The organism is Pseudomonas sp. GXZC, assembly GCF_026967615.1.
Taxonomy (GTDB): Bacteria; Pseudomonadota; Gammaproteobacteria; order Pseudomonadales; family Pseudomonadaceae; genus Aquipseudomonas; species Aquipseudomonas azotoformans_A.
In genome coordinates, this window is the sequence record NZ_CP114115.1 from 513,008 (window position 1) to 531,766 (window position 18,759).

20 protein-coding genes and 1 pseudogene are annotated in these 18,759 nt (G+C 61.7%); 5 read left to right on the forward strand and 16 right to left on the reverse strand.

Annotated features, from left to right (window positions below; genetic code table 11):
- Positions 1-58: 58 nt before the first annotated feature.
- Entirely contained in the window at positions 59-1,018 is a 960-nt protein-coding gene (locus OZ428_RS02485) for an amino acid ABC transporter permease (protein WP_269132593.1), read from the forward strand.
- Entirely contained in the window at positions 1,011-1,745 is a 735-nt protein-coding gene (locus OZ428_RS02490) for an amino acid ABC transporter ATP-binding protein (RefSeq protein ID WP_269132594.1), read from the forward strand. The genes OZ428_RS02485 and OZ428_RS02490 overlap by 8 nt, the downstream gene beginning before the upstream one ends.
- Here OZ428_RS02490 and OZ428_RS02495 read toward each other — a convergent pair.
- From OZ428_RS02495 to ubiE, 12 genes and pseudogenes are all read right to left on the reverse strand, one after another.
- On the reverse strand, positions 1,740-3,647 hold the full coding sequence (locus OZ428_RS02495; RefSeq protein ID WP_269132595.1) for a methyl-accepting chemotaxis protein: 1,908 nt from the start codon (positions 3,645-3,647) through the stop codon (positions 1,740-1,742). The two genes, OZ428_RS02490 and OZ428_RS02495, sit on opposite strands and share 6 nt — an antisense overlap.
- Positions 3,648-3,752: 105 nt before the next feature.
- Positions 3,753-4,625, reverse strand: coding sequence for a methyl-accepting chemotaxis protein (locus OZ428_RS34555; RefSeq protein WP_371317946.1), 873 nt, complete (start codon positions 4,623-4,625; stop codon positions 3,753-3,755).
- A 33-nt stretch (positions 4,626-4,658) separates the two neighbouring features.
- A pseudogene (locus OZ428_RS34560) lies at positions 4,659-5,669 on the reverse strand (methyl-accepting chemotaxis protein); the annotation flags it as partial.
- Between the two features lie 159 nt (positions 5,670-5,828).
- The gene (locus tag OZ428_RS02505) at positions 5,829-6,536 is read right to left on the reverse strand and encodes a 16S rRNA (uracil(1498)-N(3))-methyltransferase (protein WP_269132597.1); all 708 of its coding nucleotides are present in this window, start codon (positions 6,534-6,536) and stop codon (positions 5,829-5,831) included.
- Positions 6,533-7,321, reverse strand: a complete 789-nt coding sequence (gene tatC, locus OZ428_RS02510; RefSeq protein WP_010213805.1) for a twin-arginine translocase subunit TatC — start codon at positions 7,319-7,321, stop codon at positions 6,533-6,535. Before tatC ends, OZ428_RS02505 begins: the two co-directional genes overlap by 4 nt.
- Positions 7,318-7,722 carry a Sec-independent protein translocase protein TatB gene (tatB, locus tag OZ428_RS02515; RefSeq protein WP_269132598.1) on the reverse strand — a complete coding sequence of 135 codons (405 nt, stop codon included), beginning with the start codon at positions 7,720-7,722 and terminating at the stop codon, positions 7,318-7,320. The genes tatC and tatB overlap by 4 nt, the downstream gene beginning before the upstream one ends.
- Before the next feature lie 10 nt (positions 7,723-7,732).
- Complete coding sequence (locus tag OZ428_RS02520; protein ID WP_016979166.1) at positions 7,733-8,011, reverse strand: twin-arginine translocase TatA/TatE family subunit; 279 nt, start codon at positions 8,009-8,011, stop codon at positions 7,733-7,735.
- A gap of 26 nt (positions 8,012-8,037) precedes the next feature.
- Positions 8,038-8,370, reverse strand: coding sequence for a phosphoribosyl-ATP diphosphatase (locus OZ428_RS02525; protein WP_003187881.1), 333 nt, complete (start codon positions 8,368-8,370; stop codon positions 8,038-8,040).
- A gap of 2 nt (positions 8,371-8,372) precedes the next feature.
- Positions 8,373-8,765, reverse strand: coding sequence for a phosphoribosyl-AMP cyclohydrolase (hisI, locus tag OZ428_RS02530; RefSeq protein ID WP_033897735.1), 393 nt, complete (start codon positions 8,763-8,765; stop codon positions 8,373-8,375).
- A gap of 41 nt (positions 8,766-8,806) precedes the next feature.
- The gene (gene ubiB, locus OZ428_RS02535) at positions 8,807-10,411 is read right to left on the reverse strand and encodes a ubiquinone biosynthesis regulatory protein kinase UbiB (protein WP_033897736.1); all 1,605 of its coding nucleotides are present in this window, start codon (positions 10,409-10,411) and stop codon (positions 8,807-8,809) included.
- The gene (locus OZ428_RS02540; protein WP_269132599.1) at positions 10,408-11,031 is read right to left on the reverse strand and encodes a ubiquinone biosynthesis accessory factor UbiJ; all 624 of its coding nucleotides are present in this window, start codon (positions 11,029-11,031) and stop codon (positions 10,408-10,410) included. Before OZ428_RS02540 ends, ubiB begins: the two co-directional genes overlap by 4 nt.
- A complete protein-coding gene (gene ubiE / locus OZ428_RS02545; protein WP_016972732.1) occupies positions 11,031-11,801 on the reverse strand; it encodes a bifunctional demethylmenaquinone methyltransferase/2-methoxy-6-polyprenyl-1,4-benzoquinol methylase UbiE in 771 nt (256 codons plus the stop codon). The genes OZ428_RS02540 and ubiE overlap by 1 nt, the downstream gene beginning before the upstream one ends.
- A 144-nt stretch (positions 11,802-11,945) precedes the next feature.
- Here ubiE and OZ428_RS02550 point away from each other — a divergent pair, with 144 nt between their 5' ends.
- The 3 genes from OZ428_RS02550 to OZ428_RS02560 all read left to right on the forward strand — a co-directional run bounded on the left by OZ428_RS02550 (position 11,946) and on the right by OZ428_RS02560 (position 13,730).
- Positions 11,946-12,221: a polyhydroxyalkanoic acid system family protein gene (locus tag OZ428_RS02550; protein ID WP_269132600.1), complete on the forward strand. Its 276-nt coding sequence runs from the start codon at positions 11,946-11,948 to the stop codon at positions 12,219-12,221.
- A 105-nt stretch (positions 12,222-12,326) separates the two neighbouring features.
- Complete coding sequence (locus tag OZ428_RS02555; protein WP_269132601.1) at positions 12,327-12,749, forward strand: phasin family protein; 423 nt, start codon at positions 12,327-12,329, stop codon at positions 12,747-12,749.
- A 12-nt stretch (positions 12,750-12,761) separates the two neighbouring features.
- The gene (locus tag OZ428_RS02560) at positions 12,762-13,730 is read left to right on the forward strand and encodes a phasin family protein (RefSeq protein WP_269132602.1); all 969 of its coding nucleotides are present in this window, start codon (positions 12,762-12,764) and stop codon (positions 13,728-13,730) included.
- A 62-nt stretch (positions 13,731-13,792) separates the two neighbouring features.
- On the opposite strand, the gene OZ428_RS02565 is transcribed toward OZ428_RS02560, so the two are convergent.
- The 4 genes from OZ428_RS02565 to OZ428_RS02580 all read right to left on the reverse strand — a co-directional run bounded on the left by OZ428_RS02565 (position 13,793) and on the right by OZ428_RS02580 (position 18,757).
- The gene (locus OZ428_RS02565) at positions 13,793-14,320 is read right to left on the reverse strand and encodes a fimbrial protein (protein ID WP_269132603.1); all 528 of its coding nucleotides are present in this window, start codon (positions 14,318-14,320) and stop codon (positions 13,793-13,795) included.
- 17 nt (positions 14,321-14,337) lie between these two features.
- Positions 14,338-15,273, reverse strand: a complete 936-nt coding sequence (locus tag OZ428_RS02570) for a fimbrial protein (protein ID WP_269132604.1) — start codon at positions 15,271-15,273, stop codon at positions 14,338-14,340.
- A gap of 43 nt (positions 15,274-15,316) precedes the next feature.
- Positions 15,317-17,878, reverse strand: a complete 2,562-nt coding sequence (locus tag OZ428_RS02575; RefSeq protein WP_269132605.1) for a fimbria/pilus outer membrane usher protein — start codon at positions 17,876-17,878, stop codon at positions 15,317-15,319.
- A 123-nt stretch (positions 17,879-18,001) separates the two neighbouring features.
- A complete protein-coding gene (locus OZ428_RS02580; RefSeq protein ID WP_269132606.1) occupies positions 18,002-18,757 on the reverse strand; it encodes a fimbrial biogenesis chaperone in 756 nt (251 codons plus the stop codon).
- Between the last annotated feature and the right edge of the window lie 2 nt (positions 18,758-18,759).

Consider the following 18,759-nt stretch of genomic DNA (forward strand, 5'->3'; position numbering starts at 1 on the left):
GGGAGCGGGCTTGCCCGCGATGGCGGCCTCACAGGCAACACAAATCGCGGAAACTGAAATGAAACAGAAAAAAGCCCAATGGCCCTGGCACCTGCTGACCGTGGTCGTGCTGGTCGGCCTGGCCGGCGCCTTGTACTACGCCACGTCGCTGATGTCCTACGAGTGGCGCTGGAACCGTGTACCGCAATACTTCGCCTACCAGGCTGAAACGTCCCAGCGCGCCGCTGATATCTCCACGGTCGTCGAGCTGGTACGCAAAGGCGATATCGCCGAAGTGACCTTGCGCAACGACGCGGGCGTCGAGCAAAAGCTGACCGTTGCCGACAACAGCCTGCAAGTGGCGCGTGGCGACGATGTGGCCGAAGGCGATGTGGTTGGCGTGACCCGCCATTGGGCGTTGGGCCCACTGATGTGGGGTTTGTGGACCACACTGTGGCTGTCTGTTGTCTCTGGCATCCTTGGCTTGATCATCGGCCTGGCGACCGGCCTGTGCCGTTTGTCCAGCAACCCGACCTTACGAGATTTGTCGACGATCTACGTCGAACTGGTACGCGGTACGCCGCTATTGGTGCAGATCTTCATCTTCTACTTCTTTATCGGCACGGTGCTCAACCTGTCCCGTGAATTTGCCGGGATCGCCGCGCTGTCGCTGTTCACCGGCGCCTACGTGGCGGAAATCGTCCGCGCTGGCGTGCAGTCCATTACCCGTGGCCAGAACGAAGCCGCCCGCTCCCTGGGCCTGAGTGCCAGCCAGTCGATGCGCCATGTGGTGTTGCCACAAGCCTTCAAACGCGTGCTGCCGCCGTTGGCCGGGCAATTTATTAGCCTGGTGAAAGACACTTCGCTGGTCTCGGTGATTGCGATTACCGAACTGCTCAAGAGCGGCCGTGAGGTGATCACCACCTCGTTCTCGCCGTTTGAAATCCTGTTCTGCGTCGCAGGCCTGTACCTGCTGATCAACCTGCCGCTGTCGAAAATGGCCAGCCGGCTTGAGCGGAGGCTCGCGCAAAGTGATTGAAGTCCGCGATCTGGTAAAAGTCTTCGACACCCGTGGGCAGGTGGTCCGCGCGGTCGACAACGTGACCACCCTAGTGGCCAAGGGGGAAGTGCTGGTGGTGATCGGCCCGTCCGGCTCCGGCAAGTCCACCTTCTTGCGCTGCCTCAATGGCCTGGAAGAATTCGACTCGGGCTCGGTGAGCATCGACGGCCTGCAACTGGCCGACCCGAAGACCGACGTGAATGCCTATCGCCGCGAAGTCGGCATGGTGTTCCAGCATTTCAACCTGTTCCCCCACATGACGGTGCTGGACAACCTGTGCCTGGCGCAGAAAGTCGTGCGCAAGCGCAGCAAGAAGGAGCGCGAGGCCAAAGCCCTGGCGTTGCTGGAGAAAGTCGGGATTGCACAGAAGGCCAATGAGTTTCCATCTCGCTTGTCTGGCGGTCAGCAGCAGCGCGTCGCGATTGCACGAGCCTTGGCGATGGACCCCAAGGTCATGCTGTTCGACGAGCCCACCTCGGCACTGGACCCGGAAATGGTCGGTGAAGTGCTGGACGTGATGAAGACCCTCGCCCTGGAAGGCATGACCATGGTCTGTGTCACCCACGAAATGGGCTTTGCCCGTGAAGTGGCTGACCGCGTGCTGTTCTTCGATCATGGCAAACTGCTGGAAGACGCCGCCCCGGCTGCGTTCTTCGATGCGCCGAAAGACCCACGGGCCCAAGCTTTCCTGCGTCAGGTCCTATAGCCTGAATTTGCCCACCAGCGCCTGCAGATCCAGGCTCAGCCGGGTTAGTTGAACACTCGCCGCCGCCGTCTCCTCACTGGCGGCGGCAGTTTGTTCGGACACATCGCGCACCTTCAACACACTGCGATTGATCTCTTCCGCCACTGCGCTCTGTTCCTCGGCGGCGGCGGCGATCTGCGGGTTCATTTCCTGGATGATCGACACCGTGCGGATAATCGCCGCGAGTGCATCGCCTGCATCACGGCTCAGGTCGACGCTGTAGTCAGTCAGGGCACGGCTGCCGTCCATGATATCGGCCACCTGCTGAGTACCGGCATGCAACCCGATTATCAGCCCTTCGATCTCTTCAGCGGATGCCTGCGTGCGTAAAGCCAGGCTGCGCACTTCGTCTGCGACCACGGCAAAGCCTTCGCCTGCCGAGCCCGCCCGCGCGGCTTCAATGGCGGCGTTCAGGGCCAGCAGGTTGGTCTGCTGCGACACGGACTTGATCACGTCCAGCACGCCGCCGATCTTTTGGCTCTCCTGTTGCAGTGCAATCATCGCCTGGCCGGCGCGCGCCATTTCGTGGGCCAGGTGGCCAATCTGCTCCACAGCCTGCCCGACGACCTTGTCCCCGACAGTGGCTTGTTCATCGGCCTCATTGGCCGCCGCCGAGGCTTGTTCGGCATGTCGCGCGACCTCCTGGGCAGTGGCGAGCATTTCATTCATGGCGGTGGCCACTTGATCGGTTTCGTCCCTTTGGTTGCTGACCCCTGCGCGGGTCTGTTCGGTGACGGTGGAGAGCTGGGTGGCCGCGCTGGCGATCTGCCGAGCGCTGTCGCCGATGCCGCTGATCAAACTGCGCAGGTTGCGAGACATTTGCGCGATGCTTTGCTGAAGTTGGCCGAGTTCATCCCGACGCTCCACCACCAGGTTGTCGCTCAGATTGCCCTCGGCGATTCGGTTCGCCGCGGCCAAGGCCTGACGCAACGGCAGGGCGATTTGCCGGGCGATCCACCAGGCCGCCAGCGCACCCAGCAACAGTGCGGCAACCGTGACGCTCACCAGCAACAGGCGAGTCTGTTGCGCCTCACCGTCACGCTTGACGATTTGCCCCTCGCTCACCCGGTCGGTTTTTTCGAGCAACTGGTTGAGTTGTTGCTCGAAGCGGTTCTGCACGGTTTCAGTCGTGACTTGAGCGTCCTTGAGCGCCAGTAACTGCGCGCGGTAATTGGCCAGGTCGGTTTTGAGCAGCACCGAGTCCACGGGCAGCTCCGTGACGGCGGCTTGAGCGATGTCCAGAGCATCGAGTGTTGTACCGAGCAGTTCGACATAGGCTTGTAGCGATTCGGCAGCCCAGGCAGGGTTGCGGGCACGCTCTTCAGCTTGCTCCATGGTTTGCCGCAGGTTCTCGATGGCATCGAGTGCTTTTTGATCCTGCTGGTCGGGTAGTTCACTGGCTAATTGGGCGAGGGTATCGCTGGCCTGTAGGGCGGATTTGCGCAGGACAGGCCGGGTGGTTTCGCGCTGTTCGATCAGTGGCGCCAGTTCAACGAGTGCCGTTTTGAAGCTGGACACCAAGCCCTTCGCTTCCTGGATACGTTGCAGGTCGGCTGGGTCTTTCAGGTGGTTTTGCAGGTAGTCGAGGTGCTGGTCGATTTTTTCGATCTGCAATTTCATTTTGCCCAGGCTGGCGGTGTCCGTCAGGGTGCGGTACACGATACGGTCGGCGCGCATGGCTTCTGCCACCGCGGCCAGCTTGCCCAGCTCGGTCAGGTTGCCCGAACGAAATAGCACGGCATTCAAGGCTTGCCAGCCGGTCATGGCGATGATGAAACTGAGGATCAGCACCTGACCAAAACCCAGGGCGAGTTTGAGTCGGACACTGGCATTGACCAGCCAGCGGGTCAGCCAAGAAAACATGATGAACCTCCGAATCGGAAAAGCGTTTCGCGACAGAGCAAACGCTAATTCGATTCGGGGTCATGCTGGGCTGATAACTGCGTAGGAAATTTCACAAGCTGCGGGTTATATCCGGAAACGCCCCACCAGCGTTTGCAGGTAAATGCCCAGGCGGGCCAGCTCGGCACTGGATGCAGCGGTTTCTTCACTGGCCGACGAGGTCTGTTCCGACACATCGCGCACGTTCAACACGCTGCGGTTGATCTCTTCCGCCACTGCGCTTTGTTGCTCGGCGGCCGTGGCGATCTGTGAGTTCATCGCCTGGATGGTCGAGACCGTGCGGGTGATGCTTGCCAAGGCGCTCCCGGCACGGCGGGTCAGTTCGACGCTGCTGTCGGTCAAGCCACGGCTGTTGTCCATGATGGTCGCCACTTGCTGGGTGCCGCTTTGCAGGCCGACGATCAGCTCTTCGATCTCTTCGGTGGACTTCTGGGTACGTTGGGCCAGGCTGCGCACTTCGTCCGCCACCACGGCGAAGCCACGCCCGGCTTCACCGGCACGCGCAGCCTCAATCGCCGCGTTGAGGGCCAGCAGGTTGGTTTGCTGGGCCACGGACTTGATCACATCGAGCACGCTGCCGATCTTGTCGCTTTCGCGCTTCAGGTCGCCCATGGCGACCGTGGAGTTGCCCACCTCGGTGGCCAGGCGTTCGATCTGGGCGATGGCTTCGCCGACCACCTTGTCGCCTTCACGGGCCTGTTGGTCAGCCGCTACGGCGGCTTCAGAGGCCTCCTCGGCGTTGCGTGCCACTTCCTGCACGGTCGCGGCCATTTCGTTCATGGCGGTGGCAACCTGGTCGGTCTCGACCTTCTGGCTGTTGACCCCGGCGCTGGTCTGTTCGGTCACGGCCGACAATTGCTCGGCGGCGCTGGCGATCTGGGTGACACCGTCGCTGATACCACCGATCAGCTCGCGCAGGCCGACGGTCATGCTTTGCATGGCGCGTTGCAACTGGCCCAGTTCGTCCTGACGGGTGGAGGTCAGGTTGTGGCTCAGGTCACCAGAGGCGACGCGCTCGGCCACCTTGAGGGTCTGGTTCAGCGGGATGACGATCTGGCGCGTGATCGCCCAGGCGGCCACCAGGCCGAAGATCAACGCCAGCACGGTCGCCAGCAGCAAGAGTTGTTTGGCCTGCGCGGCGTCGGTGTCGCGCACCATAGTTTGCGAGGTGGTGAGTTTTTCGCTGTGGGCCTGCAGGAGGTCGCCCTGGGCGCTCATGATTTTCAGCGCCTCGGCGGCGGCGGTCTGGGAGTCTCGGTACTGGCTTACGGCCGCGCGGTAGGCCTGCAGCGAGGTGCTGGCCTGCTGCAGGTTGGCCTGGTACTGCGCGGGCAGTTGGCCTTCCAGTTCGGTGATCTTCTTGATGGCGTTATCTATGGCATCGAGGGCCGGCTGTTCAGCCTCGACCTTGGCGCTGTAGGTGTAGCCGCGCACCTGGAAACGCGCTTGCTGAATCAGCTTGCTCAGGTCGACCACGCTGTTGAACTGGGTGACGCTGTCGCCTTGCAGCAGGCTTTTTTCGACCTCGCTGATCTTCGCCACGGCGTTGTCGGCGGTGTCGCCCAGTTTGCTGCGGGCACCTTCGCGCTTCAGCCCAGCCTGGACCATGGCGGCAAAGGCTTTTTTGTATTGGTTCAGGGCGTCTTGTTGCTGTTCCACCAGGGCCTTGTCGTCGGGTTGCTCGATCAGGTCGGCGGCGGTTTTCAGGCCACTGTCCAGTTTGGTGATCAAGTTGTTGACGGCGTCAGTGCCTTGTTCGCCGCGACGCATTTCGAAGTCCAGGCGCGCCAGGCGCAGGTCCTTGGTCAGGCCGTTGAGGCTGGAGATATAGCCCAGCTTGTCACCGCGATTGATCACGTCGCCCAGGCCGGTCCAGCCGGTGAAGGTGATCAACAGCGTCAGGATCAACACCAAGCCAAAGCCTACGCCCAGCTTGCGATTGACGCTTACATTCCCCAGCTTTTCGGCTAACCAACGATACATGCTGCGAACTCCCCTGAAACAAGGCTTGGACTTATTAAGAGCTTATCGGCAGCGTAGGTGAGTTCTGTAGGAACAAGGTCGAATGTCGGAGAGGGTTTGTGTGGTGAGCGGGGCAAACCTGCTCACCACAAAAAGCCCATCCATCCGGAGTAAGCGGGGTTAGAACAAGCGGGCGAGTAGGGCGGTGACGGCGGTTTCGACGCGCAGGATGCGTGCGCCGAGCTGCACAGGCTGTAAGCCCGCTTTGCTGAGCAAATCTACTTCGTAAGGAATCCAGCCACCTTCCGGGCCGATCGCCAGGGTTACCGGCTCGTCCAGCCCGCGTGGGCAGGCCGGGTAATCACCGGGATGGCCGATAAGGCCCAGGGTGCCTGCGGTCATGGCCGGGAGGCGGTCTTCGACGAAGGGTTTGAAGCGTTTTTCGATGATGATCTCGGGCAGGATCGTGTCTCGTGCCTGTTCCAGGCCGAGGATCAGTTGCTCGCGAATCGCTTCGTGTTCCAGGAATGGGGTTTGCCAGAAGCTTTTTTCGACGCGGTAGCTGTTGAGCAGCACTACCTTGGGCACGCCCATGGCGGCTACGGTCTGCAGCACCCGACGCAGCATCTTCGGGCGCGGCAGCGCCAGCAGCAGGGTCAGCGGCAGTTTGGCCGGCGGCGGCTGGTCGAAGCTGACGTGCAGCTCGGCTTCAGCCGTTTCCAGGCGCAGCAGCTGGGCATTGCCCATCTGCCCGCCGATGCGGCCGACGCGTAGGCTGTCGCCGACGGCGGCGCGGTGGACTTCCTGCATGTGCACCAGGCGTCGATCACGCAGCACCACACGGTCGGCCGCGATGAAGTCGGCCTCTTCGAGGAGCAGCAGGTTCACGGCTGGGTCGCTGGCGGCTGGTCGTCGTCGGGCTGGTCATCCGGGTGTTCGCCGCGCTTGCTGATCAAGCCGCTGAACAGAATGCCGATCTCGAACAGCATCCACATCGGCACGGCCAGCAGGGTCTGGGAGAAGATGTCCGGTGGCGTAAGGATCATGCCGACCACGAAGCAGCCGATGATCACGTACGGGCGGATCTTCTTCAGGTACGCCACGTTGACCACGCCGATCCATACCAGCAGCACCACGGCCACCGGGATTTCGAAGGCCACGCCAAAGGCGAAGAACAGCGTCATCACAAAGTCGAGGTAGCTGGTGATGTCGGTCATCATTTCCACGCCGGCCGGGGTGGCGGCGGCGAAGAACTTGAAGATCAGCGGGAACACCAGGAAGTAGGCGAACGCCATGCCGGTGTAGAACAGCAGGATGCTCGACACCAGCAGCGGCACGGCGATGCGCTTCTCATGCTTGTACAGGCCCGGCGCGATAAAGCCCCAGATCTGGTGCAGGATCACCGGGATCGCCAGGAACAGCGAGACCATCATGGTCAGCTTCAACGGCGTGAGGAACGGCGACGACACGTCGGTGGCGATCATCGTCGCACCGGCCGGCAGGTACTGGCGCAGCGGCGTGGAGACGAAGGTGTAGATCTGCTGGGTAAAGGCGAACAACCCGGCAAAGATGATGAAGATGGCCGCTACGCAACGCAGCAGGCGGGTACGCAGCTCGGTGAGGTGCGAGACCAGCGGCATATGCTGGTCGTTTTCCGGTTTATCAGCGCTCATGGGGCTCGCGGCGGCAATGTAGGGTCATGGGGCGCGGGCGACGCGGTGGGCGTCGGCGCAGGCTCGGTGGGCGCGATCGGTGCCACGGGGGCGGCTTCGGCAACCGGTGCAATGCTGTTTTCAGCCACAGGCTCCGCCGGTTTGGCGGGCTCCTGCACCGGCGACAGAATCTTGCGGGCCTCCTGCTCCAACGACAGGATGTGCTCGTTGTGCAGTTGCCGGCGGATCTCGTCCGCGCCGATTTCCCGTTCAACTTCCTGTTTGATGGCGTTGAAACTGCGTTTCAGGCGCCCGATCCACAGGCCGGCCGTGCGTGCTGCACCGGGCAGGCGTTCCGGCCCCAGTACCAGCAGGGCCACGAGGCCGACGAGCAGCAGTTCAGAGAAGCTGATACCAAACATTAGTCAGTGCTCACGAGTCTTTGCGGGTCGGCTCTTCGACTTTCTCAGCCTGCACGTCGAAGGTGCGACGCTCGGTGATCGGCTGGGTGGCCTGCGGGTGCACAGGCTGCGCCGGAGGCACCGGATTTACAGCCGGGTCGGCCGGTTTCTCGTCGTCGTTCATGGCTTTACGGAAGCCCTTGATCGATTCGCCCACGTCGGTGCCCAGGTTCTTGAGTTTCTTGGTGCCGAATACCAGTACCACCACCACCAGAATGACGATCCAGTGTTTCCAGTCAAAAATGCCCATGCTGCAAATCCTCTAGTCTTGTTTATTCAGGCCGACGGGCGCGAGGCTTTCTCGGCATGCCCGGACAAGCCGAAGCGTCGGTCCAGTTCATCCAGCACAGCCTGCGGATGCTGCCCCAGTTGGGCAAGCATGACCAGGCTATGGAACCACAAGTCAGCGGTCTCGTAGATTACATCGCTGTAATCACCGCTGATTTGCGCGTCCTTGGCTGCAATGATGGTCTCGACGGATTCTTCGCCGAGCTTTTCCAGGATCTTGTTCAAGCCCTTGTGGTACAGGCTGGCGACGTAGGAACTGTCGGCGTCCGCGCCTTTGCGGTCTTCCAGCACCTGGGCCACGCGGTTCAGGGTATCGCTCATGTCTAGTGTCCTGCCGAGTAAATGGCGTCGGGGTCTTTGAGCACCGGCTCCACAACCTTCCATTCGCCATTCTCGAAAACGCGATAGAAGCAGCTGTGGCGGCCGGTGTGGCAGGCGATGTCGCCGATCTGCTCGACCTTGAGGATTACCACGTCGGCGTCGCAGTCTATGCGCATCTCGTGCAGGGTCTGCACGTGCCCGGACTCTTCGCCCTTGCGCCACAGTTTGCCACGCGAGCGTGACCAGTAGATGGCGCGCTGCTCAGTGGCGGTGAGGCTCAGGGCCTCGCGGTTCATCCAGGCCATCATCAGCACGCGCCCGGTCTTGTAGTCCTGGGCAATGGCCGGCACCAGGCCGTCACTGTCCCACTTGATCTCGTCCAGCCAGTCTTTCATGTTCGGCTCCGGCAATTTGCGACAGTGTATAACCGGATTGGCTATCGACGCACGATCAGATAAACACCCACGGCGACCATGATGCCAGCCGGCCAGTGGCCCAATTGGTTCAGCGGGCCACCGATGGCCAGCATCACCCCGCCGACCAGGTGCGCAGCGCCCAGCAGGCGCAGGAACCAGTCGTCCTTGCGCTGCTTCCAGGGCGGCGCCGGGTCCTTGGCGTGGGGCTGGGACATGCGCTCCAGCAGGTCGCGGGTCATGTTGGCCAGGTGCGGCAGTTGTTCCATCTGGCTATGCAGGTTGCCCAGCACGGTTTTCGGGCTCATGCGCTCGCGCATCCAGCGTTCGAGGAACGGCTGGGCGGTGTTCCACAGGTCAAGGTCAGGATACAACTGGCGGCCCAGGCCTTCGATGTTCAGCAGGGTCTTTTGCAGCAATACCAACTGCGGCTGCACTTCCATGTTGAAGCGCCGCGCGGTCTGGAACAGACGCATCAACACCTGGCCGAAGGAAATATCTTTTAACGGTTTTTCAAAGATTGGCTCGCACACGGTGCGGATCGCCGCTTCGAATTCGTTGAGCTTGGTTTCTGCCGGCACCCAGCCGGAATCAATGTGCAACTGCGCCACGCGGCGGTAGTCGCGCTTGAAGAAGGCGAACAGGTTGCGCGCCAGGTAGTCCTGGTCTTCCGGGGTCAGGCTGCCGACGATGCCGCAGTCGATCGCAATGTACTGCGGGCTCCACGGGTTCACGGTGCTGACGAAGATGTTGCCGGGGTGCATGTCGGCGTGGAAGAAACTGTCGCGGAACACCTGGGTGAAGAAGATCTCGACGCCGCGCTCGGCAAGCATCTTCATGTCGGTGCGCTGGTCGGCCAGGGTTGCGAGGTCGGTGACCTGCACGCCGTAGATACGCTCCATCACCAGCACTTTCGGGCGGCACCAGTCCCAATACACTTGCGGCACGTACAGCAGGGGCGAGCCTTCGAAGTTGCGCTTGAGCTGGCTGGCATTGGCGGCTTCGCGCAGCAGGTCGAGTTCGTCGTAGATGGTTTTTTCGTAGTCGGCGACCACGTCCACCGGGTGCAGCAGGCGCGCATCGGCCGAGAAACGCTCGGCGGCGCGGGCGAGGATGAACAGCCACGCCAGGTCCTGGCCGATGATCGGCTTGAGGCCGGGGCGGATCACCTTAACCACCACTTCTTCGCCGGTCTTGAGCTGCGCTGCGTGCACTTGGGCCACGGAGGCCGAGGCGAGAGGCTCGACGTCAAAGCGGCTGAAGACTTCGCTGATCTTCTTGCCCAATTGTTCTTCGATCAGCGCCATCGACTGTTGGGAGTCGAACGGCGGCACGCGGTCCTGCAGCAGCATCAGTTCGTCGGCGATGTCTTCAGGCAGCAAGTCGCGGCGGGTCGAGAGGATCTGCCCGAACTTGATGAAGATCGGCCCCAGGTCCTGCAAGGCCAGGCGCAGGCGCGCGCCACGGCTGAGCTCCAGCTTTTTGCGCGGGAACCAGCGCCACGGCAGCACATAGCGCACCGCCAGCAGGAACCACGGCAGGGGCAGGGCGAACAGCAGGTCATCGAGTTGGTAGCGGATTACGACGCGCTGGATACGAAACAAACGGCGGACGGCGAGCAGCTTCATGCGTTATCGCTTGGATCAAGGGAACGGCTCAGGCGCTCGAAGCGGGCCTCAAGGCGTTCCAGGTCGATTTTGGCCTTGTCGAGTTCACGAAAGCGCGCTTGCGCTTCCCGTTCTCCGACCAGGGTGCGCGATTCTTCGCTCAGGTATTCGGCGAGGTTCTGGTTGAGGCTGGCGAACCCTTGCTGATACCAGCGCGAACGGCTTCGCAGGTGCCCGCTGATCAACTGGGTGGCGACGGGGCCGATCCAGCGTGACAGCTCGTATTCCCAGTCCAGTTCCAGGTCCTGCAGCACGGCAGCCAGGTCCATCAGCACCGAGCTGTCGCCTTCCAGCTCCACTTCGGCGCTGTGCAGGATGGCGGTCTTGTTGCGGCTCAGGGCCAGGTGCAACAGGCTCGACGCCGGCGCACGCAGGGTGCAGTCGGCTTCAGCGGCCCATTGGGTCGCGAGCATCAGGCCTTCATCGCTGGGCAGGATAAACAGCTGCAAGGCGGGGCTGCGGCAGTCGACGGCAATCACTTTGCCATTGAGGTGCGCAAGCCGCGCCAGGGCGGTGCTGTCCAGGCGCAGCACACGGTTGAGACCGTGCTCAACGCTGGCGAGAAGACCGGCGAGCAGCATCAGGGCTTGATGCCGCGGTGCAGGGCGACGATACCCGAGGTCATGTTGTGGTATGTCACGCGGTCGAAACCGGCTTCTACCATCATCGACTTCAGGGTTTCCTGGTCGGGGTGCATGCGGATTGATTCGGCCAGGTAGCGATAGCTGTCCGGGTCGTTGAGCACCAGCTTGCCCACCAGCGGCATGAAGGCGAACGAGTAAGTGTCGTAGACCTTGGACATCACCGCGTTGGTCGGCTTGGAGAACTCCAGCACCAGCAAACGCCCACCCGGCTTGAGCACGCGCAGCATGGAGCGGATCGCGTCTTCCTTGTGGGTGACGTTGCGCAGGCCGAAGGCGATGGTCACGCAGTCGAAGTGGTTGTCCGGGAACGGCAGCTTCTCGGCGTCGGCCTGGACGAACTCGATATTGCCGGCTACGCCTTTATCCAGCAGGCGATCGCGCCCAACCTTGAGCATCGAGCTGTTGATGTCGGCCAGTACCACTTGGCCAGTCGGGCCCACCAGCTTGGAGAACTTGGCCGCCAGGTCGCCCGTGCCGCCGGCGATGTCCAGCACACGGTTGCCAGGGCGAACACCCGACAACTCGATGGTGAAGCGCTTCCACAGGCGGTGCATGCCGCCCGACAGCACGTCGTTCATCAGGTCGTACTTGGCCGCGACGGAGTGGAACACCTCAGCGACTTTTTCCGCTTTCTGGCTTTCCGGGACGTTCTTGAAGCCGAAGTGAGTGGTGGGTTCGGCATCGCTGCCTTTGCGCTGATCAGTCATATCGCTGTCACCAAAAGAGAATGCGGGACATGATAATCCCCAAGGCCTGCTTTGTCTTGGCAAGGCTGCAGGTAAGATGGGTGGTCACCGAGACCTTTTGCCGCATCGAAGGTATTCACGTCCCTATAAAGAGGAGTCATTGCAATGGCCCGTATAACCGTTGAGCGCACACATTCCCTGGGTAAAGAGGGCGCGCGGGCGAAGGCCGACAAGTTGGCGCACAAACTCAAAGAGCAATATGGCCTGGAGCCGTCGTGGTCCGGCGATACCTTGAACCTCAAGCGTTCGGGGGTTAAGGGCACGGTATTAGTCACTGAAGATTCGTTGCGCATCGATGTGGAACTGGGCCTGTTGATGTCGGCCATGAGTGGCACCATCAAGTCCGAAATCGAAAAAGCCCTGGATAAAGCCTTGGTGTGATCCGTCTGTTCTTAGGGTGCCGATTCTAATTTTCCAGCCTACTTTGTGCCCAAGCCCTCAACTCCTGCGGGCCGTTCCTCCCCCCTAATCTGCGTGAGGTGCACCATGGCCAAAGTTATCCTGAAGAAAAAAATCGACGCCCAGACCACTACCCTGAGCGAGGTTAAATCCTACGCCCGCAAGATCTGGCTGGCAGGACTTGGTGCTTACGCCAAGGTTGGAAGCGAAGGCAGCGAGTACTTCAAAGAGCTGGTTAAGATCGGTCAACATGTTGAAAGTAAAGGTAAAAAAGTTGCAGTTGAACAACTTGAGGCCGCCAACAGTCAGATTGACCAAGTAAAGAGTAATGTCTCCTCCGTCAAAGGTCTGGTAGAAGTTCAGCTGGATAAAGTTGAAAAAGCTTTTGATACTCGCGTTGCCAGTGCCTTGAATCGAATCGGCATTGCGTCTAAACATGACGTTGAGACACTCTCTGCTAAGCTCGAAGAGCTGACGACATTGCTAGAACGTGTCGCGCGTAAACACTAAGGAGACATCGGGATGGCTGTTAAAAAGACTACTCAGAAAGAAGGCAGCTCGTGGGTCGGGGAAGTTGAAAAATATTCCCGTAAGATCTGGCTTGCTGGTTTAGGCGTGTACTCGAAGGTTAGCAGTGACGGCGGCAAATACTTCGAGACTTTGGTCAAGGACGGCGAGAAGGCCGAGAAGTTGACCAAAACCACGGTTGGTAAAAAAGTTGAAGCCGCCAAGGCAACTGCCGGCTCCGCCAAGTCGAGCATTTCTGACACGTGGGGCAAGTTGGAAGAAACTTTCGACAAGCGCCTCAACAGTGCCATTTCGCGACTGGGCGTGCCAAGCAAGGCAGAGCTGAAGACGCTGCACAGCAAGGTCGATACCCTGACCAAGCAAATCGAAAAACTGACCGGCGCTAAAGTGGCTCCCGCGAAAACGGCTGCTGCAAAACCGGCTGCCAAGCCTGCGGCTAAAACCGCAGCGGCCAAACCGGCTGCGAAAACTGCCGCCAAGCCTCTGGTAAAAGCGGCCGCCAAGCCGGCTGCCAAACCCGCTGCCAAGGCTCCCGTCAAAGCGGCGGCTAAACCAGCCGCCAAGCCAGCGGCAAAAACCGCCGCTGCCAAACCGGCCGCCAAGCCTGCCGCTAAACCAGTTGCCGCTAAAGCTGCTGCCAAGCCAGTCGCCAAACCTGCAGCCAAGGCCGCCGCTAAACCAGCCGCCAAGCCTGCGGCCAAAACCGCCGCTGCAAAACCCGCAGCCAAGCCGGCCGCCGTGAAACCGGCTGCCAAGCCTGCTGCAGCCAAGCCAGCGGCAAAACCAGCCGCCGCGAAGAAGCCAGCGGTAGCAAAAAAACCAGCAGCACCCAAGCCTGCTGTTGCGGCCAAGCCTGCTACGGCGCCGACCGCTTCCACAGCCAACTCGGTGTCCGCACCGACCCCTGCTGCTGTGACCCCGACTGCAACGCCGGCAACCCCGACGCCATCCAGTCAGTCCTGATTTTTCCCAGGACACAAAAAATGCCCGGCCTGCAAAGGCCGGGCATTTTTTTTGCGTCTGTATCAGTTGTAGGTGATAGACACGGTCACAGCGCTGGCCAAGCTGCCTTGAGTGATGGCTTCGCCGGTTTTATGGTAAGCCGCTGCAAGCGCAAGGACAGCTTTGTTGCCGCTGGTGGCAACTGTTCTGCTGCGCTGGTCAGGGGTGCCATTGGCCGGGATGGTTGAAAGCGCGGGTGCGCGATGTGCCAGTAACAGCGCGGTGCCTTTCGAGCCACCGGTACTGGCAAATAACTCGCCATTGCCCGCTGAGGGCGTGCCGGTAAACAGGAAGATCACGTTGCGGATATCGGATTCACATTCGGCGGAGACCTCGAAATCGAGCTGCCCGGCGGAGGGGGTCGCGTCCAGGTCGGAAATCTTGATGGTTGGCAAGGTAATGGTGCGGTTCTCGTCGCCGGCGGCCAGGTTACAGGTGCCGGCGTCGACCTGCCCGGCAAAGGTCAAGGTGCCGGTTGTCGCGGCCTGGGCGCTGAAGCTGGCGAGGCCGCCGGTCATTGCCAACAGAAGGGGAATGCTGCGTAGGTACATCGGGTTTTCCTCAGGTTTCAGTTGTAGGTGATGTTGACGGTGGTGGTACTGGCCAGGGAGCCTTGGCTGACCGTGCCGTTTTTGTGATAAGCGGCGCTGAGTGGCAAGACCGCGCGGTCGCCGGACACCGCCACGGTGCGTTCCTCGTTGGCGCTGATGGTCTGGGGCACGCCGTTGAGGCGTGAGTACAGCCACAGGTCTACGCCGCCGGCAGTGCCGGTGTTGTCGAAGAGCAGGGGGTTGCCCGGCGCCGGGGTACCGCTGAAGCGGAAGGTGACGTTGGCCGCATCGCTGCACTGGGCGGTCAGCTCGAAGTCATGTACGCCCGCGTAGACAACGTCCTTCAAGGCGCTGGCTTGTATCGTGGGGAGCGTGATCGTGCGGTTGACGTCACCGGCGGCCAGGTCGCAGGTGGCGGCAGGCCTGACAAAGCGCACCGCGTTGCCAAGGTCAAGGCGGTAAACCTCTGGGGTGTGTATCCAGCGGTGCTCCCAGAGGTTTCCGGCCGGGATCGTTCCGTCTGTGACAGGCCCCATTTTGTAAAAGTGCGCCGTCGCAGAGGTGTAGCTGGGGATCTTGCCGTACACCTGCTGGGGCGGCTGGGTGTGAATGGCGAAGAACGCTTCGTTGACCCCGTCGGCCCACGTCATGGAAATGCGTACGCCAATACCGGGGACCTCGGTGCGGTAAATGTTGGAGCCTGGGTATCGCTGGTCCGGGTATCGCCCGACATACCATCGGCGCACAGCCACAGGGCAATTGGCGACGAAGGACGGAGAAGGACCGCTGAATGCCTGGCTGGTGATGAGGCTTCCGTCGGGCAGGCTGTCCGGCACCGTGATGGTCGACGGCAGATTGAGAGTCAGCGTCGAGTCTGGATACCGATCACAATACGCTTGGGCGGTCAGCGGCAGGCTCAACACTGTTAAAACGAATTTGGTGGAGTGTTTCATCTTCAGTCCCGTAGTAAGAAGTAGAGCGTTTGAGCGCGCCTGGTCAACCGTTGGCAGCGGCTTGGCAAGTGCCTGCGTCCAGATGGCGCAATCGGTTGCCGCCCTCCGGCCCCCGCTGCGGACCCACGCCGTATTGCAACCGGCAAGAAGCATTGGCCCCCCACTTGACCTTCAACTGCCCCTGCGGGCGAGAGACGCGCACAAAGGCTTTACCGCCTTGCCCGACAATGCCCACGCTGGCGCCCTCTTCATCGAACACATCCGAACCGAACGGCAGCGAGCTACCGTCCTCGCGCAGGGCCGTGATCAAGATCGCCTGGCCGCTGACCGTGTCGAATTGCAGCTTCACCACCGCGCCCGCACGGGGTGCGACGTTTTGCGCGGCGGTCTTGAGCTCTACGTCGACGGACAGGTCCTTGGGGTCCAACTCGACCACGTTCTGGCGATAGGGCGTGAGGTGGGGCACCACGGCATACCCGCGCTTGCCGACCTGGGCGCCGTGGTTGCCATTGATCCGCGCACCCTGCGCGTCAGGCGCCTGGACGATGCCAAGGGTGTCGCCCAGTTCCGGGGCGAAAATCACGCCATCGGCGTGGGCGACGATGCCGCCAGTCATGCCCAGGGAGGTTGCCCGGTAGGCGTCGCTCTGCCCGAAACCTGCGGACAGCACGCCGTGGCTGGCCTGGTATTTCATGTCGGCAGTCACCGAGTTGCCGCTGCCCTGCGTGCGGCTGCCGCCTACGCCGTAGCTGAATTGGCTGCGTTCGCCCAGGGTGCCGCCGAGGTTCATCCGCTCACCGCTGCTTTGATCGCCGCGATAGGCGGTGGTGGTCAGGGTGGGTGCGCGAGCGTCGCTGCCCAGCGGCAGGCTCAGGGTCAGTTCCACTTGTTTGTCGACCCGATCACTCAGCAGGTCCTTGGTGCGCTGGGCACTGACGGTGTAGTGCAAGCCCTTCCAACTGCCGCTGTAGCCGGTGGTGAAGGTCAGGTTGCCGCTGCTGCGGTTCCAGTAGTTTTGCGAAGAGCCGGTCAGGTAGACCGTGCCGTTCGCCAGGCCTTGGTTGAGGCTGATGTCCATCCTGTCGCGCAGGCGCGAGACGTTATCCAGGTTGTTGCCGTCGATGGCGAGGTCGCGAACCCGTGCAGCGTCAGCGACGCTCAGAAAGCCCTGCGTGGAGTAGCGGTAGGCGCCGAGGGCAAAGTGGGTGCCGGTGTCGGTGAAGTTCTTGCTGTAGCGCAACTGCAGGCTTTGCCCTTGGCGAGCACCGTGGCCGGGCAGCGCTGCGTTCGAGTGGGTCAGGTCAAGGGACAGTGCACCATACGGTGTGTTGAACGCCGCCCCCAATAGCTGCGACAGATAGTCGTCACCCGCCACCGCCCCGGTGTAGCCGGTCAGCAGGTTGCTGAGGCCGTGCTGGTAAGTGGCTTGCATCAGCCTTGGGGGATGACGCAGGCCGATTTCGTCGAGCAGGCCGGCGCTCAGCGAATAGCGGCTGTGGCCGGTGCGCAACAAGTTGGCGTTGGCGGCGAACGGCACGATGAATTCACGCTGACGGCCATCGGCCTCGGTCACTGTGACGGTCAAGTCACCGCCATAGCCGGTGGCAAACAAGTCGTTGAGCACGAACGGGCCAGGTGCGACCGACACTTCATCCAGCAACACACCGCGCTGACGCACGGTGACCCGCGCGTTGGTTTCGGCGATGCCGCGCACGACCGGGGCAAAGCCGGTCTGGGAATCCGGCAGCATCCGATCATCGCTGAACAGGCTGGCACCGCGCAGGCGCACGCTGTCGAACAACTGGCCTGGGGTATAGATCTCGCCAACCATCAGCTGTGATCGCAACGGGCTCAATTCGCGCTGCACATAGGTGCTACTGCTCTGGTAGCCCGCGACGGCATCGGTCTGGCTGAAGCTGCCGTTGTGGCGCCAGTGCCAGTCACCCAGGTTGAGCCCGGTGTTCAGGCCCAAGTAATGAGAGTCGATGGAGCGACCATTCGTACGCGTCGTGAAGGTGTTGGCGTTGTAGCGCACAAACGCCGCATCGACCCCGCCGTCCCAGTGTTTGGGGTCGACATACCCTCGGGCTTTGCGCGCCAGGTAGATCTGTGGGACCTGCAACGTCAGGCGGTTTTCGCCCGAGTCGAATTGAGCGGTGCTGCCTGGCAGGTAGGTTGCAATGTCTTCGCAGGGGGCGAATGCGGGAATAGGCGCCTGACCGGCTTCGGCGGGTTGATTGTGCGGCGCCTCCAAGTCGATGCCAAACCTGAGCACGGCGTCGCGCTCCAGGCACATTTGTGCAGCGTCCCGGCCCTTGACTGCGACGAACGTCAGGGTTTCACGGCCAATCCACTGGCCATTCAGATAAACGTCGGTGCGGTAACTGCCGGGCAGCACCACGTTGCCCTGGCTGAACTTGGCGATATCGACCTGCTGGCCGCCCACGCCATCCGGAAAGAAGGCGGGGTTGAACCCGACGTTCTCGGCACCTTGGGCGCCCACGGCGTAGGCGCTGCTCAGCAGCCAGAGGCAGCGCGTCATCAGCGTCAAACGATGACGTGCAAGGAGCCAGCTGTTCGGGCTGGCGTGGATGTTCAGACTCATGTGTACCCTTTCCAAAAAGTGGGCGCTGTCTGAATTCGGGCAAAGCAAAACCCTGCCCCGGGAAATGGGCATCAGACGAACGTGTGCAGTGAGGTCAGTCGTTGGCCAGACTGGCCGTGTGGGTCATGTCGAGAGCGGGCTGCTGTGGGTGCTGCGCACCCCGTAGTCGTCGAGCGTCTGGAACTCCACGGTGGCGGCGCTGCCCGGCGGTTTTTTGAGGCTGGGCAGTTCAAAGCGGGTGCGACCGCCAGGCGGCACCATGTTCCCGGCACCAGAAGCCGAGGGCTTGCGTGCATGACGCTTCTGAGCGTCCAGCACGTCGACCTGCTCGAACGTCACGTGATAGGGCGTGGGGTTATAGACTTCCAAGGCCTGGCCGTGCTCGGTCGACTCACGCCGCCATTGCAGTTTTCCGGGCGCGGCGTCGACGCCATACGGCAGGTTCGGTGGCCGGAAAAACAGCTTGATCCGCGAACGGAAGGCCAGTTGCAGCTGATTGGCCTCCTGGGAATGCGCGGGCACCTCCAGCAGGTTGAACCAGAACAGGCTTTCTCGTTCCGTCGGCAGGCTGTCACCCGTATACGCCAGGCGCACGACCTGTTGCTTGCCCGGTTCCATACGAAAGATCGGCGGCGTGGCGATAAACGGCACCGTGGCCCGATCCGGGGTGGAGTGTTCGTCACCGCCGTCGAGCCAGACCTGGATCAGCACGGGCGCCTGGTTCTTGCTTTCCAGCCTGACCGTCACCTCCTTGTCGTCCTGTGGGTAGATGATCCGGGTGCTGCTGATGATCACGCTGGCCTGCGCGGCGGCGCTCAGCAGTGCAAAGGTCAGCGCGATGAGGCGTGCCGACAGGTGTGAAGCGAAAACGGCGTTCATGG